The sequence below is a fragment of the Antrihabitans cavernicola genome, assembly GCF_008297975.1.
Classification (GTDB): Bacteria; Actinomycetota; Actinomycetes; order Mycobacteriales; family Mycobacteriaceae; genus Antrihabitans; species Antrihabitans cavernicola.
On record NZ_VLNY01000010.1, the window covers coordinates 147,345 to 161,391 of the forward strand.

Annotated in this window: 17 protein-coding genes; 10 read left to right on the top strand and 7 right to left on the bottom strand. The window is 63.0% G+C overall.

Annotated features, from left to right (window positions below):
- Positions 1-33 precede the first annotated feature (33 nt).
- Genes FOY51_RS19500 through FOY51_RS19510 form a run of 3 tightly spaced genes read left to right on the top strand, consistent with a single transcriptional unit; the run spans position 34 to position 2,800 of the window.
- Complete coding sequence (locus FOY51_RS19500; protein ID WP_235916513.1) at positions 34-1,053, top strand: NAD(P)-dependent alcohol dehydrogenase; 1,020 nt, start codon at positions 34-36, stop codon at positions 1,051-1,053.
- Positions 1,054-1,074: 21 nt separating this feature from the next.
- On the top strand, positions 1,075-1,740 hold the full coding sequence (locus FOY51_RS19505) for an O-methyltransferase (RefSeq protein WP_149431926.1): 666 nt from the start codon (positions 1,075-1,077) through the stop codon (positions 1,738-1,740).
- A gap of 4 nt (positions 1,741-1,744) precedes the next feature.
- A complete protein-coding gene (locus FOY51_RS19510) occupies positions 1,745-2,800 on the top strand; it encodes a threonine aldolase family protein (RefSeq protein ID WP_149431927.1) in 1,056 nt (351 codons plus the stop codon).
- 15 nt (positions 2,801-2,815) lie between these two features.
- Here FOY51_RS19510 and FOY51_RS19515 read toward each other — a convergent pair whose 3' ends face one another.
- Complete coding sequence (locus FOY51_RS19515; protein WP_149431928.1) at positions 2,816-3,373, bottom strand: dihydrofolate reductase family protein; 558 nt, start codon at positions 3,371-3,373, stop codon at positions 2,816-2,818.
- Between the two features lie 192 nt (positions 3,374-3,565).
- Here FOY51_RS19515 and FOY51_RS19520 point away from each other — a divergent pair, with 192 nt between their 5' ends.
- Positions 3,566-4,168 carry a hypothetical protein gene (locus FOY51_RS19520; RefSeq protein ID WP_149431965.1) on the top strand — a complete coding sequence of 201 codons (603 nt, stop codon included), beginning with the start codon at positions 3,566-3,568 and terminating at the stop codon, positions 4,166-4,168.
- 9 nt (positions 4,169-4,177) lie between these two features.
- Here FOY51_RS19520 and FOY51_RS19525 read toward each other — a convergent pair whose 3' ends face one another.
- The 4 genes from FOY51_RS19525 to FOY51_RS19540 are packed head-to-tail and all read right to left on the bottom strand — an operon-like array spanning position 4,178 to position 7,253.
- Complete coding sequence (locus FOY51_RS19525) at positions 4,178-5,737, bottom strand: acyl-CoA carboxylase subunit beta (RefSeq protein ID WP_235916517.1); 1,560 nt, start codon at positions 5,735-5,737, stop codon at positions 4,178-4,180.
- Entirely contained in the window at positions 5,734-6,390 is a 657-nt protein-coding gene (locus FOY51_RS19530) for a nitroreductase family protein (protein ID WP_149431929.1), read from the bottom strand. Before FOY51_RS19530 ends, FOY51_RS19525 begins: the two co-directional genes overlap by 4 nt.
- Positions 6,353-6,799, bottom strand: coding sequence for a VOC family protein (locus FOY51_RS19535; protein WP_149431930.1), 447 nt, complete (start codon positions 6,797-6,799; stop codon positions 6,353-6,355). The genes FOY51_RS19530 and FOY51_RS19535 overlap by 38 nt, the downstream gene beginning before the upstream one ends.
- Before the next feature lie 22 nt (positions 6,800-6,821).
- Positions 6,822-7,253, bottom strand: a complete 432-nt coding sequence (locus FOY51_RS19540) for a L,D-transpeptidase (RefSeq protein ID WP_149431931.1) — start codon at positions 7,251-7,253, stop codon at positions 6,822-6,824.
- Positions 7,254-7,430: 177 nt separating this feature from the next.
- Here FOY51_RS19540 and FOY51_RS19545 point away from each other — a divergent pair, with 177 nt between their 5' ends.
- On the top strand, positions 7,431-7,844 hold the full coding sequence (locus tag FOY51_RS19545; RefSeq protein ID WP_149431932.1) for a VOC family protein: 414 nt from the start codon (positions 7,431-7,433) through the stop codon (positions 7,842-7,844).
- Between the two features lie 21 nt (positions 7,845-7,865).
- Here FOY51_RS19545 and FOY51_RS19550 read toward each other — a convergent pair whose 3' ends face one another.
- Entirely contained in the window at positions 7,866-9,116 is a 1,251-nt protein-coding gene (locus tag FOY51_RS19550) for a citrate synthase (protein WP_149431933.1), read from the bottom strand.
- A 94-nt stretch (positions 9,117-9,210) separates the two neighbouring features.
- Between FOY51_RS19550 and FOY51_RS19555 the strand changes: the two genes are divergently transcribed.
- Together FOY51_RS19555 and FOY51_RS19560 are read left to right on the top strand one after the other, a co-directional pair.
- On the top strand, positions 9,211-10,353 hold the full coding sequence (locus FOY51_RS19555) for a citrate/2-methylcitrate synthase (protein WP_149431934.1): 1,143 nt from the start codon (positions 9,211-9,213) through the stop codon (positions 10,351-10,353).
- 118 nt (positions 10,354-10,471) lie between these two features.
- A complete protein-coding gene (locus tag FOY51_RS19560; RefSeq protein ID WP_149431935.1) occupies positions 10,472-10,909 on the top strand; it encodes a DoxX family protein in 438 nt (145 codons plus the stop codon).
- A 27-nt stretch (positions 10,910-10,936) separates the two neighbouring features.
- On the opposite strand, the gene FOY51_RS19565 is transcribed toward FOY51_RS19560, so the two are convergent.
- Positions 10,937-11,206, bottom strand: a complete 270-nt coding sequence (locus FOY51_RS19565; RefSeq protein WP_149431936.1) for a hypothetical protein — start codon at positions 11,204-11,206, stop codon at positions 10,937-10,939.
- 137 nt (positions 11,207-11,343) lie between these two features.
- Between FOY51_RS19565 and FOY51_RS19570 the strand changes: the two genes are divergently transcribed.
- From FOY51_RS19570 to FOY51_RS19580, 3 genes are read left to right on the top strand one after another with little or no spacing between them, the layout of a single operon-like run.
- Complete coding sequence (locus FOY51_RS19570; RefSeq protein WP_149431937.1) at positions 11,344-11,994, top strand: ABC transporter permease; 651 nt, start codon at positions 11,344-11,346, stop codon at positions 11,992-11,994.
- A gap of 1 nt (position 11,995) precedes the next feature.
- Positions 11,996-13,222 carry an ABC transporter ATP-binding protein gene (locus tag FOY51_RS19575; RefSeq protein WP_149431966.1) on the top strand — a complete coding sequence of 409 codons (1,227 nt, stop codon included), beginning with the start codon at positions 11,996-11,998 and terminating at the stop codon, positions 13,220-13,222.
- Between the two features lie 44 nt (positions 13,223-13,266).
- Positions 13,267-14,046 (top strand): ABC transporter permease, encoded by a 780-nt coding sequence (locus tag FOY51_RS19580; RefSeq protein WP_149431967.1) that lies wholly within the window; start codon positions 13,267-13,269, stop codon positions 14,044-14,046.
- Position 14,047: the final 1 nt, after the last annotated feature.

Sequence of the window (14,047 nt, forward strand, 5' to 3'; positions counted from 1 at the left end):
TTACGATGTAAGTAAGAATCGAAGGAGCCCGCCATGGACGCACAGCCCGCACTTCCGATCGACATATCGCAGGTCACGACCATGCAGGCGATGGTGCACGACGAATACGGAGAAGCCGAAGACGTTCTCCGACTCGAGCGCGTCGAGCGTCCGAGCGTGGGCGACGACGAGTTTCTGATCCGCGTGCACACCGCCGGTGTGGACCGCGGCGCCTGGCATCTCATGGCAGGACTTCCCTACCCCGTCCGGTTGGCGGGTTACGGGGTGTGCCGTCCACGGACGCGGATCCGTGGACGCGAAGTCGCCGGGATCGTCGCCGCGACGGGCCGGAACGTGACGGACTTTCGTGTCGGCGACAAGGTGTTCGGCATCGCCGAAGGATGTTTCGCCGAATATGCCGTCGGCACAGCGGACACAGTTGTGCGCATGCCGGCATCGCTGAGCTTCGAACAGGCTGCAGCACTACCGATTTCCGGAATCACAGCCCTGCAAGCCGTGCGGGGCCGCGGGCAGGTCGCGAGTGGTCAGAGCGTGCTGATCATCGGAGCATCCGGGGGCGTCGGGACCTACGCCGTGCAGATCGCCAAAGCGCTCGGGGCCACGGTGACGGGCGTGTGCAGCGCGTCGAAGGTGGACCTGGTCCGGTCGATCGGTGCCGATCACGTCATCGACTACACCGAATCTGACATCGACACGAACAGCCACTACGACGTCATTGTCGACACGGGCGGCAATCGAGCGTTGCGACAGCTCCGGACCGCGTTGGATCAACACGGCACTCTGGTGATAGTCGGCAGCGAAACGAGCGGGCGGATCCTCGGCGGAACCGATCGCCAGCTGCGCGCATTGATGCTGTCTCCGTTCGTATCTCAGAAACTGACGACGCTGATCGCGTCGGAGAAGGCTACCGAACTTGCGGCGCTCGTCGACCTCGTCGAGTCCGGCTCGATCATGCCGGTCGTCGACAGAGCGTTTCCACTGCCGGACACGGTGGCAGCCATCGCACATATGCGAGATGGACGCGCGCGCGGAAAAGTTGTAGTCACGGTCTGAGGTCCTCGGCACACTGGAGACATGACCACACCTGACTGGAGCGACGTCGACCGATTCATCGTCGAAACGGTGCTCGAGAACGACGAAACACTGAACTCGGCATTGCAGGACAACGCGACCGCGGGCCTACCCGCGATCGACGTATCGCCCGCTCAAGGAAAGTTCCTGCACTTGCTCGCGCGATCCGTGCGGGCCCGCGAGGTTCTGGAGATCGGCACGCTCGGTGGCTACAGCACCATCTGGTTGGCGCGCGCGGTGGGGCCGAAGGGTTCGGTGTGCACGCTCGAATACAAGCCGGAGCATGCAACTGTGGCGCGCGCCAACCTCGACCGAGCAGGCATCGGCGACCGGGTGACAATCGAAGTCGGGGCGGCGCTGGATACCTTGCCCAAGGTGGCAGAGCGCGGCGATATCTTCGATCTGGTCTTCATCGACGCCGACAAGGAGAACAACTCCAACTACGTCCAGTGGGCCCTTCGATTGACCCGCCCAGGCTCGGTGATCGTGGTGGACAACGTGGTTCGGGCCGGTGGCGTAGCCGACGCGAACGCCACCGAGTCCCGAGTGGTCGCGAGCCGAGAACTGCTGCAGATGCTCGGCAACGAACCCCGCCTCGATTCGACGGTGCTGCAGACGGTTGGATCGAAGGGATGGGACGGTTTCGTATTCGCACTCGTTCAGGAGTAGCACTGTGACCCGATTGCACGACGTCTCGAAGCGCGCATTCGCCAGTGATAATCACGCGGGAGCGCACCCGGAGATGCTGCAAGCCATCGTGGACGCCAACGGTGGACACCAAAGCGCTTACGGTGCGGACGATTACACAGCGCGCTTACGCGAGGTCATGAAGACGCAGTTCGGCGAGCGCACCGAAGTGTTCCCCGTTTTCAACGGTACCGGCGCTAACGTGACGGCACTGACGGCATTGCTCCCCCGTTGGGGCGGCGTCGTCTGTGCGAGGACCGCGCACTTGGAGAACGACGAGGGCGGCGCACCCGAGCGAATGACGGGACTCAAGCTGCTCACAGTCGACACCCCGGACGGCAAGCTCACGCCCGATCTCATCGATCGGCAGGCGTGGGGTTGGGGCGACGAACATCGCGCGCAGCCACTTGCTGTGAGCATCACCGAATCCACCGAGCTCGGCACGATTTACACCGTCGACGAGATTCGCTCGATTGCCGACCACGCTCACCATCTCGGGATGAAAGTCCATATGGACGGGGCCAGGATCTCCAATGCGGCTGCTGCACTCGGTGTCTCGGTGCGCGCGTTGACGAGCGATGCCGGTGTGGACATCCTCAGCTTCGGCGGCACCAAGAACGGCATGCTCTACGGCGAAGCGATCGTCGTCTTGGACCCCGCTGCCGCTGATGGCCTGAAGTTCCTGCGGAAGATGACCATGCAACTCGCGTCGAAGATGCGATTCGTATCGGCACAGTTGTTGGCATTGTTGGCCGACGATCTGCACCTTCGATCGGCGGCGCACGCCAATGCCATGGCCGCACGGCTGCGTTCCGCACTGGTAGCTGCCGAACCCGTCGGACTGACATTCACCCAGCCGACCGAAGCCAACGCGGTGTTCGCATCGCTGTCCAACGAAGCCGCCGATCGCATTCGAAGCAAGTTCGCCTTCTACGACTGGGACCGCGCCGCAGGCCAGGTGCGGTGGATGTGCGCGTTCGATACCACCGAAGACGACGTGGACGCGTTCGCAGCGGCGATCATCGAAGAGCTGTCCGGCTAGGTGAGCCGGTTCAATTCAGCGAACTCGATACCGCAGATACACGACGCCGTTGGTGAACCGGTGCTCGTCGAGCAGTTCCAGCTCCAACCGGACGTCGTCGGGTAGATAGGGCGTGCCACCGCCGACGATGTGCGGCGTGACGTACATATGAAACTCGTCGACGATGCCCGCTCGTATCGCGTGGGCAGCCAGAGCGGCGCCGCCGACGCCGACATCGCGGTCGGCTGCGTCTGTCGAGCGGCGGACTTCGGCGGGGTCGAACGATCGCTCCAGTCTGGTCCGCTCGGTCGATACGGCCTCGAGGGTGGTCGAGTAGACAATCTTGTCGGCTGCCTGCCAGATTTCGGTGAAGTCCCGGGTGACCGCCGACTGCCCGGCAAGGGTGTGCGCCGTTTCCCAATAGCGCATCACCTCGTACATCCGTCGGCCGTAGAGATAGGTGCCGATGGAAGCTTCGCGGTCGTTGACGAAGGCGTGCACCTCGTCGTCGGGAGCACTCCAGTCGAACTTACCGTCTTTGTCCGCTATGTACCCATCGACGGACATGATGCCCGTATAGACCAGCTGCGCCATCGCGTTACCTCCGCTCGCTCACAGCGTGTACTCAGCCTGATGCACTACGATCTCTTCGTCCGGCGATTTCCGCTCTTGGTTCGAAATTATTTGAATCACCTGCGATCAAGGCATGCATTTCGCAACGATCGATCAGGGAGCGGTTCCATCACACACAACCTTCGCCATGGTGTCGCAGGTCTCGCATGGGTGCTGTCGTTCGCGTACCTCTTCGCTGAGGTCTTCACCGCAGCCGCGTGGAAAACGCCGTACAGCTTCGCGCACGATTCGATCAGCTCGCTGGGCGTGACCACGTGCGAGGCCGGCAGCTGTTCACCGCTGCACGACGTGATGAATTTTTCCTTCATCGCACTGGGCATCGTGACTTTTCTAGGCGCCCTGCTCCTGAGCCGTCACATTCCGAGCGTTGTCGGCAAGCGTTGGATTCTGGTGCTTGCCGCCCTGATCGCGGCGAGCACGGCCGCCACCGGCATCTTCCCCGCCAACGACGGCACGATCGTCCACTGGTCGGCAGTGCTGCCCGGATTCGTCGCCCGACATGTGGTTCTCGTCATCATCGCGTGGCACTTCTGGAACCACAATCGCTGGGTCGCAGTGTGGTCTGCACTATGCGCGATCACCGGAATCACCGGCGGTGTTCTGCTGCTCGCGAAGACTCTGCAGTTCGGCACCGGCGAACGGCTTGCGTTGTACCCACTCCCGCTATGGATGGCGGTCACCGGCGCCGCAGTGCTCGTCGCCTTGCTGCGCCGAACTCTCCTCAAGTCGTTTGGACCATTCGCGCTGCCTGCATGACGTGATCGGTCACCAGGTGTCGACGGTGCGCCCGCTGCCCTGCAATCGACCGCCTGACGCAGCGGCGCCGAGAGTCGCAGCTATGACGGATCGGGTGTCGCTCGGATCGATCACGTCGTCGATTTCGAAGTAGCGCGCGCTGTTCAACGCGGCCGCATGCGACTGGTACACCGCAGTCAGCTCGGCGACCCGCTGTTCGCGTTCGACGGGATCGGCAATCGCAGCCAACTCCTTGCGCATCGCCAGCCGGACCGCCCCTTCGAGTCCCATCGGCCCGAGATGGGCACTGGGCCAAGCCACCGTGAGCAACGGCTGGTGTGTACTTCCACCCAGCATCGCCTGTGCGCCGAGTCCGTAACCGCGCCGCAGTACGACGCCGATCAACGGCACCTGAACCTGCGCTCCGGCAACCAGCAGGCGTGACGTGTGCCGCACCAAGGCCGTTTGCTCCGCATCGGTACCGACCATCATCCCCGGCGTATCGACCAGAGACACGACCGGAAAGCCGAACGAGTCGCACAGCTGCAGGAACCGCGCGGCCTTGTCCGCCGCGTCCGAGGTGATCGCTCCCGCCATTACCAATGTCTGGTTGGCGATCACACCGACCGGACGACCCTCGATGCGCACCAACGCCGTCACCAGCTCCCGCGCGAACCTATCGCGAAGGAACGTCACGCTACCGACGTCCGCAACGGTGGAGATGATGGGCCGGACGTCGTACGCCGCCCGTTCGCGCTCCGGAACGACATCGCGCAACATGCTCTGATCGGACGTCGCGCCGGGACTCGTCGTGCCCTGGAAGTAGCCGATCAGCTGCTTCGTGACAGCGACCGCCTCGGCCTCGTCGGAGACTACGACATCGACAACACCGTTCGCACTCTGCACCTCGATCGGGCCGATGTCTTCGGCCCGATAGGTGCCCAACCCGCCGCCTGCGATCATCGCCGGTCCGGCCATACCGAGGTTCGAATTGGCAGTTGCCACAATCAGATCGGAGCAGCCCGCGATGACGGCGTTGCCCGCGAAGCACCGACCAGCGACGATCGCGATTCGCGGAACCCGGCCCGACAAACGTGCCCACAGCGCGAACGACTCCACGTCCAGCGCAGACACCACCGGAATGTCGGTATCCCCCGGCCGACCGCCACCGCCCTCCGCGAAAAACACTGTCGGCAAACCCATCCGCTCGATCAACGCGATCAGGCGATCCGACTTGCGATGGCCACGCATGCCCTGCGTGCCCGCGAGCACCATGTAGTCGTAAGACAACACTGCGCACGCCGACGCGTCTCCGAACACAGCACCGTTGATCCGTGCCGTACCACCGATCAGCCCGTCAGCCGGTGTCGTTGCGATCAAATCCTCGACGTCGTGGCGTTGCTCCTGCGCAGCGGTGACGAACCGGCCGTACTCGACGAACGACCCGTCGTCCACCAGATCGGCGACGTTCTCCCGCGCGGTGCGACCACCCGCGCTGTGCCGCTTGGCCACCGCGTCCGGTCGCGCCGAGTCCTCCGTGCGAGCTCTGCGGCCACGCAGTTCGGCCAACGCGGGACGCTCGTCGCTCACCAACCGTCCACGTGCAGAACGGAATCGATGGGCTCGCGTGGCGCCACTTTGAAGGACTCACCCGTGTAGTACGCAGTGGGTATCAACGCCGCCTGGTGGAATCCCGTTGGTATTCCCAACAATTCGGACACTTCGGCTTCGCGTTCGAGGTGCAGCGTTGTCCATGCGGTGCCGAGTCCACGGACCCTCGCAGCAAGGGCGTAGCTCCATGCCGCAGGCAACAGCGACCCCCACAGACCTGCCTGATTGCCCGCAGGCAAGTCGGCGCTCGCCTTGATGCACGGAATCACCAGCACGGGCACATCGCCCATTCGATCACCCAGCCATGCGACGCTGTCCCCGACTCGCTGCTGCACAGGAGCGCGATCTGGGTTGTCGGCGAACAGCTTGGCAGCCGACGCACGAGAATTCAGATACTTCTCGACTTGCTCGCCGTAGATACGTCCGACCCCGGCGCGCAATTCCGGGTCTGTGATCACGACCCATTGCCACCCTTGCCGATTGGATCCCGACGGTGCCTGCAACGCGATCTGCAGACATTCCTTGATCAGGTCCAAGGGCACCGGCTTGTCGAGGTCCAGTCGTTTACGAACTGTTCGGGTGGTGGTCAGCAGTTCATCTGGAGTCAGGTCCAGCACCGGAAACGTGGCCATTCCTCATGTTCTCATCCGAATCCGGGTACCGGGCCACCTCGACGAGGTTGCCGTCGATGTCGCGACAGTAGACAGACGTCATCAGCCCCAGCGCGCCGATCTTCTCGACCGGCCCATCCACAACGATCACCCCGAGGCGAGCGAAATGGTCGACGACGTCGGCAATCGGGTCGGTGGTCACGAAGCAGAGATCTTCCGATCCAGGGGAATCCACCTCGGCGGTATGCCAATTGTCGGCGCCCGTCGGTCTGAGGTTGATCTTCTGCAGACCGAACTTCAAGGCGACTCGGCGGTGCGGCCCGAACCGCTCGACCGACATGCCTAACACCGAGCTGTACCACTGCGCGGTCGCCTCGACGTCGCGGCAGTTGATGACGACGTGATCGATGCGGTCGATGGCGAAGGTCATCCGCCGAGCGTACGACCCCGCGTCAGGAAACGACCTCCACGACGTCACCCGGGCTCAGCGCATTGAAGAACGTGACCGCCGCGGCGTGGGAGAGATGCACGCATCCATGCGACAGATCGCTCAAAGACCCTTCGTGAAAAGCGATGCCGCCGTTGAAGAACACCGAGTAGGGCATCGGCGCGTTGTAGGCCGTACTCCAGAAATTCGCATCCTTGAAGTTGACATAGAACGTCCCGGGCGGCGTCTCGTAGCCGGGCCTACCGTGGGTCACCGGCACCGGGCCGTAGGTCACAGCCCCGCCGTTCATCAACCATGCTTGATTACCCGACAGATCCAGGCATGCTGCGGCGGAAGAATCGCACGGCGCTCCATTTCGGGCGCTTGCCGGCGCAGCTACCGCAGTCATGGCACCGACTGCCAACAGGCCGATGAACACACATTCTCGAACTCGCATAACCAACCCCCAAACCTACAGGTCAGCCCGACTCCGTCTCTCAGTATCCGCCTCCTTGGACACGCTGGTCAATCGCCGAAAATCCTTCGGCGTCCGACGAATCCGCTGTTCCATGTCCGACCCCTCTGGAAGAGTGACGGGGGTCGGCATCGGCAAACTGACCATCCAGGAGAACCCATGTCATCTCGGCTCAATCCCTACATCAGCTTCGACGGCAGCGCCCGGCAAGCGCTCGAGTTCTACAACGGCATTTTCGGTGGCGAACTCACCGTCAGCACCTTCGGTGATTTCGGCGACAAAGAGGCTCCCGGAGCCGACCTCGTCATGCACGGCCAGCTCGAGACGGACGCCGGCTACACGATCATGGCGGCCGACACTCCGCCCGGCATGGAGTACTCGCCGGGCACCAACATCACGGTCAGCCTCAGCGGCGACGACGCCGACCAGCTTCGCGGTTACTGGGAGAAGCTGATCGAAGGCGGCTCGGTCTCGGTTCCGCTCGAAAAGCAGATGTGGGGAGACGAATTCGGCCAGGGCACAGACAAATTCGGCATTTCGTGGCTGGTGAACATCGCGGGCACGCCCAGCTGAGCAGTACCTACGCCGGCGCCGTCAGCGATGTGGGCGGACGCCGGTGTAGACGCCCGGGACCCGAAACCGCAGTCCCTCCTCCTGATACTCCTCCAACGCGTGAGCTACCCACCCGGCCATACGCGCAATCGCGAAGATCGCCTCCGGGGCATCCGGTCGCAATCCGAGCCCGTGTGCGACGACGGCCAATGCGAAATCGGAGTTGGGCAGCAGATCTCGCCGCTCCGCCATGTGATCGATGATCTGTTGCGCCGCAGCAACAATGCGCGTTGCGCGAGGGTCGCTCCGGTCCCGCATGCGGGCCAGCAAGAATTCGGCGCGCGGGTCCTCGTTCGAGTAGATCACGTGCCCGAAACCCGGTATCCGCTCGCCGTCGCGCAGCCGAACGCCCAGCGCGCCGAGCGGATCCTCGACTGCAGCGTCGAGAAAACGGTACGCACGCGATGTCGCAGCACCGTGATACGGCCCGTCCATGACGCCCAGCCCAGCGGCGATGGTTGCGTACAGGTTTGCCCTCGTGCTTGCCGCCATGCGCACGGCAAGCGTGGATGCGGCGAGATCGTGATCGGCAAGCAGAACGAGGGCACTGTTGAGTGTCGCGATACCGTGCGGATCCGGCGCATGAGGGGTCAACGCGCTCCACAGCCGCTCTGCCACAGTAGCTTTCGGGGACACAGTAAGTTTCGGGATGATGGTTCCACTTCCACCTACAAGCCCGTCCACAACGGATGCGATCAGCACCGGCGCACTGCGCGCGATCGACTGCGCCTCGGTATCGAAACGCAGTGGATCGCAGACGCCCGCAACGTCGACCGACATTCGCAGTCGATCGACCAGTCGCGCATTCTCGGGCAGCGACTCCGACGCACGGGCGGCCCGTGCCACCACCGCCGCGTCCGATCGAAAGTGCGCGTGCTCGGGGAGGTCGGCGGTCCAGAGAAATTGCGCGACGCGTTCGAAGTCCACGGTCGCCAGCTCGGCGGCGGAGACGCCGCGATAATAGAGAACTCCGTTGTCCTGCAGGGTGATCTGCGTCCGAATACGTTCGACCGCTCCGCCGGGAGCACGACGGGCGCCATCACGATCGGCGAGTTTCTCGATCTCGTCGGCAGCGAAGAGGCTGCCGACGATCCCTTCGATTCGGGTGCTGACGAGTACGCCGCGGCTCACATAGGCGTAGATCGTCTGCTCCTTCACGCCGAGTCGGCGCGCGACCTGCGCAGTCGTCAGGTAGTCGCGCCCGTCGTGACGCAGCGGCTTCTGTCGTGTCATCGTCAGCTCCAATATTGATCAACTCAACATTGACAATAATCAATGTCGGACCGACAGTGAAGTCATCTCACCGGATCCGACACAGGAGCAGACGATGGATGTGCTCGAAGCCCCACGAGGGCTCAACAACGTAGTGGTCACGCAGACCTCGATCGGCGACGTGCGCGGAGAAGAAGGCTTCTACCACTACCGGCAGTACTCGGCGATCGACCTCGCGAAGTCCTGCAGCTTCGAAGACGTCTGGTTTCTCTTCGTCGAAGGCCGCTTGCCCGATGCCGATGAGCGCGAACGATTTCTCGCCGAGATCGCACCACTGCGAGAACTGCCCGAGGAGGTCCTCCCCGCGTTGCGCGCGGTAGCCCTCGCAGGGACCAAGCCCAACATGCTCGGCGGGCTACGCACGATTCTGTCGCTGGTGGGCAGTGCACGCGGCATGGCGCCGGTCTACGGTTCGCCGCCCGAGCAGCGGCGAGCAGACGCACTTCTCGTCAGTGCGGTTACCCCGACGATCCTCGCGGCGTTGCATCGCATTCGTGCAGGACTCGATCCGCTGCAGCCGCGAAGCGAGCTGTCCATGGCGCAGAATTGGCTGTACCTGATCAGTGGCGAGGTCCCCACACCGACGCACGCACGCGCAATCGAGCAATACCTGATTGCCACCATCGACCACGGCTTCAACGCGTCCACCTTCACCGCACGCGTCGTTGCATCGACCGGCGCCGATGTCGCGGCCGCGGTATGCGCGGCGATCGGAGCGTTCTCCGGGCCGTTGCACGGAGGCGCACCCGATCGCGCCTTGGATGCGCTGGATGCAATCGGCACTCCGGACCAAGCTGAGCAGTGGGTCCGCGACCGCGTGGCCGCCGGCGAACGGATCATGGGCTTCGGACATGCCGTGTACCGAACCGACGATCCCCGATCGCTCATGCTGCGGTCGATCGCCCAGAGCATCGGTGGACCGCTGGTCGATTTCGCTACGAGCGCGGAGCAGATAGTCGTCGACACTCTCGCCGAGCTCAAGCCCGACCGCGTGTTGTACGCCAACGTCGAGTTCTACGCAGGCGTCGTCATGGAGCTGTGTGGCATCCCCCGCTCGATGTTCACCCCGACTTTTGCGTGCAGTCGAGTCGTTGGCTGGAGCGCGAACATTCTGGAGCAGGCGCAGGACAGCAAGATGATCAGGCCGATCGCTCGCTACGTGGGACCCGCACCGTCACAGCCGATCGAGGTTCGCTGACCTGGCGAAAAAACTTTCTCAAAGTTTTTCGAGTCGGTTGTCGAAACGTGGCAAAGCCGTTCGACGTGTCAGTAGAGACCGGAAGGGCCGGTCGACACCACCGACTCGAGGAGCCACCATGACCACCACCACCAACGCCACCAAGGTCCCCGCCGCCGTCGTCGACTCGCCCATCTCGGCGCGGGCACGCATCTCGGGTCGGATCGTCAGCGGAGTCATCGCTGTCCTCCTGACGGTCGACGCCGTCAGCAAGATTGCAGGTGTCGAATCGGTCAAGCAAGCCTCCGCCGAGCTAGGCATCCCGGCGCACCTCACTCCGGTCATCGGCATCGTGCTGCTGGCGTGCCTCGGTCTCTACCTCTTCAGCGCGACGGCGGTCCTCGGCGCGGTCCTGCTCACCGGCTACTTCGGCGGCGCCGTCCTGATCAACATGATCAACGAGAAGCCCCTCTTCAGCACGGTGCTCTCCGGTGTGTACGCGGGCATCATCGTCTGGGTCGGCCTGTACCTGCGCGACTCCCGCGTCCGTGCGCTCGTACCGTTCGGCACCCGGTAACTCCCGAAAGTCAATCGTTGGCCCGGCTCACCAGCCGGGCCAACTTTTGGGTGCGACAAGGCAGTAGCTCTCGGTGAGCAGTTCTGCGAGCTCGTCCCAGTCCGTTGCGTCGTCGAGCGACAAGCCGACGATCGAAGGACTCCAGTTCGGCAGAAAGTACGGAAACCCCAAGGCTGCAAAGGCATCGCGTTCCACCGCACACCCACCCACGCCCGCTCTCGAAGACTTCGGGAAGCTGCGACAGGTTTCACGAATGCGATCGAGCACAGCGGGCGCAACACCATCGACGTTCGACACGCACCGATTCTTCTACAACGCCTGTCCAATTTGCCGTAAAGGCATAGGTTTACAAAAAGGTACGTACGGGTAAACAACCAGAGCGCACGCACTGCGCGTGCGAGACCTGTGGGCGAAAGAGGGTTGGTCAGCGAACCATGAATGCCTTGTGGGACTTTGTCGTCAATCGACGAAAACAGCTACTCACCGACTCTTTTCTGCACGTGTCAGCAGTGATCCAGTCGATAATTCTCGCCACGATCGTGGCCGTCGGAATCGGCGTGCTGGTCTACAAGAGTCCGGTCGGGTCGGCTGTCGCGTCCGCCGTCGCCAGCATCATCCTCACGATTCCGTCGTTCGCCCTGCTCGGCCTACTGATCCCGGTGTTGGGACTCGGCGTCAAACCGACGATCACGGCGCTCGTCCTGTACGCGCTGTTACCGATCATCAGAAACACGATCATCGGGCTCGCGTCGGTCAATCCCGCTGTGACAGACGCCGCGAAGGGCGTCGGAATGAATCGACTCAGAATTCTGGCCCGCATCGAACTGCCGCTCGCCTGGCCATCGATCCTTACCGGAATGCGCGTGAGTACCCAGATGATCATGGGCATTCTCGCCATCGCGGCCTATGCCAAAGGGCCCGGCCTCGGAAACCTGATCTTCTCCGGGCTCTCCCGAGTCGGCAGTCCGACAGCGGTTCCGCAAGCGCTGGTCGGATCGATCCTCGTCGTCATTCTTGCCCTGATCCTCGACGCTCTCTTCGTACTCGTCGGCCGTCTCACAACCTCGAGGGGTATCCGTGCCTGACATTGCAGCAACAACCTCCAGCGCAGGGAAACCGGCGACCATCTCCGGCGTCGAGATCGTGCTCGAGTCGGTGACGAAGCGTTATCCCAACCAAAAGCAGCCTGCCGTGGACAACGTGAACCTCACGATCCCGGCCGGCGAGATCGTCGTATTCGTCGGGCCGTCGGGCTGCGGCAAAACGACGACGATGCGAATGATCAATCGCCTCATCGAGCCGTCGTCGGGCACCATCACCATCGGCGGCAAGGACGCGCTGTCCATCGATCCCAACGAATTACGACGGGGCATCGGCTATTCGATCCAGCAAGCCGGTCTGTTCCCACACCTGACGATCGCCAAGAACGTCGCAACCGTTCCCGGCTTGATCGGTTGGGACAAGCAGAAGATCAAGGCGCGCACCGACGAAATGCTCGATCTGGTCGGGCTGGACCCAGACATGTACCGCGACCGGTATCCGCGCCAACTCTCCGGCGGCCAACAGCAACGTGTCGGTGTCGCCAGGGCGCTTGCCGCCGACCCGCCGGTCTTGCTGATGGACGAGCCGTTCGGTGCCGTCGATCCCATCACGCGAGGACTCCTGCAAGACGAACTGATGCGGCTGCAGAGCGAACTGGGCAAGACGATCGTATTCGTGACGCACGATTTCAACGAGGCCGTCAAGCTCGGCGACCGAATTGCCGTGCTGGGCAACCAATCCGCCATCATGCAGTACGACACGCCGGAAGCGATTCTCGCCAATCCCGCGAACGACATGGTCGCCGGATTCGTCGGCGCCGACGCCTCGCTCAAGCAACTCACGTTGACGCGTGTGCGCGATGTCGATTTGATTCAATGCCCCACGGTTACCGAAGGCGATTCGGTCGACGAACTGCGCACGCTGCTCGCTGGCCGAAAGCGTCAGTGGGCGTTGATACTCGACGACCGCGGGCGCCCGATGCGGTGGGTCAACCCAAGTCATCTCGCACATGCGTCATCCTTGCGCGGAACCGGAATGCCCGTCGGCGAAGTGGTTTCGGTGCAGTCCACGCTGCAGGATGCTCTCGAGGCGTTGCTCGCCGAGAGCACGGCGTCGACCGTGGCTACCGGAAGCAGAGGTGAGTACGTCGGCCTCATTACGATCGACACGCTGGTCAGTCACCTCTCGAGCATGCGCGAAGAGCACGCCCACGATCACGAAGAAGGCGACCACAAGGCAGTAGACGCGGAATCGAACGAGGTAGCGAGATGACCGCGCCCGCAACGCATGCTGGAAATGCCGTCGCGCCACCTGACATGGAGCCCGAACCTGCGGCACTCGATGCCAAGCGTGCGAATCCGGAGCGCCGTGCCGATCGGCTCCGACTGATCGTGCAGCCCGTGCTGGTGATCATCCTGGTTGTCGGTGTGTTGGGTTGGGCGTTCAGCCGCGACCTCACGGAGACACAGAAGTCCAGCCTCAACGCCCGCAACATCGCGACTCTCACGTGGCAGCACATTCTGCTGACGATCGCCATTGTGGCGATCGTGCTGGTGATCGCCGTCCCGCTCGGAACGCTGTTGACGCGTCCCGGTTACAAACGATTGGCGCCACTGTTCGTTGGAATAGCCAACATCGGTGCTGCTGCACCCGCCATCGGACTGCTGGTGCTGTTCTACCTCGCGTCGAGAACGACAGGATTCTGGGTCGGCGTGCTACCGATCGCGTTCTATTCACTACTTCCCGTGTTGCGCAACACCATTCTCGGATACCAAGAGGTCGACGATTCGCTGATCGACGCCGGGCGCGGCCAAGGAATGTCGCCGCTGACCGTGCTGCGTCGCGTCGAATTCCCGATGGCTGTCCCCTTCATCCTCGCCGGATTGCGGACGTCTCTCGTCCTCGCCGTCGGCACGGCGACGTTGTGCTTCCTCGTCAGCGCGGGTGGCCTTGGCATCTTGATCGACACCGGATACAAGTTGCGTGACAACGAGACGTTGATCGTGGGTGCTGTTCTGGCAGTTGCACTTGCGCTACTGATCGACTGGCTCGGCGCATTGGCCGAGCAGTATCTAGGACCCAAGGGATTGCGCTGAC

Excerpts from the sequence above, each read along its gene's own strand:
- FOY51_RS19530 (WP_149431929.1), bottom strand. The coding sequence starts at position 6,390 with ATGGCCACGTTTCCGGTGCTGGACCTGACTCCAGATGAACTGCTGACC.
- FOY51_RS19500 (WP_235916513.1), top strand. The coding sequence starts at position 34 with ATGGACGCACAGCCCGCACTTCCGATCGACATATCGCAGGTCACGACC.
- FOY51_RS19515 (WP_149431928.1), bottom strand. The coding sequence starts at position 3,373 with ATGGCGCAGCTGGTCTATACGGGCATCATGTCCGTCGATGGGTACATA.
- FOY51_RS19555 (WP_149431934.1), top strand. The coding sequence starts at position 9,211 with ATGGATGTGCTCGAAGCCCCACGAGGGCTCAACAACGTAGTGGTCACG.
- FOY51_RS19580 (WP_149431967.1), top strand. The coding sequence starts at position 13,267 with ATGGAGCCCGAACCTGCGGCACTCGATGCCAAGCGTGCGAATCCGGAG.
- FOY51_RS19545 (WP_149431932.1), top strand. The coding sequence starts at position 7,431 with ATGTCATCTCGGCTCAATCCCTACATCAGCTTCGACGGCAGCGCCCGG.
- FOY51_RS19560 (WP_149431935.1), top strand. The coding sequence starts at position 10,472 with ATGACCACCACCACCAACGCCACCAAGGTCCCCGCCGCCGTCGTCGAC.
- FOY51_RS19535 (WP_149431930.1), bottom strand. The coding sequence starts at position 6,799 with ATGACCTTCGCCATCGACCGCATCGATCACGTCGTCATCAACTGCCGC.
- FOY51_RS19570 (WP_149431937.1), top strand. The coding sequence starts at position 11,344 with ATGAATGCCTTGTGGGACTTTGTCGTCAATCGACGAAAACAGCTACTC.
- FOY51_RS19550 (WP_149431933.1), bottom strand. The coding sequence starts at position 9,116 with ATGACACGACAGAAGCCGCTGCGTCACGACGGGCGCGACTACCTGACG.
- FOY51_RS19505 (WP_149431926.1), top strand. The coding sequence starts at position 1,075 with ATGACCACACCTGACTGGAGCGACGTCGACCGATTCATCGTCGAAACG.
- FOY51_RS19540 (WP_149431931.1), bottom strand. The coding sequence starts at position 7,253 with ATGCGAGTTCGAGAATGTGTGTTCATCGGCCTGTTGGCAGTCGGTGCC.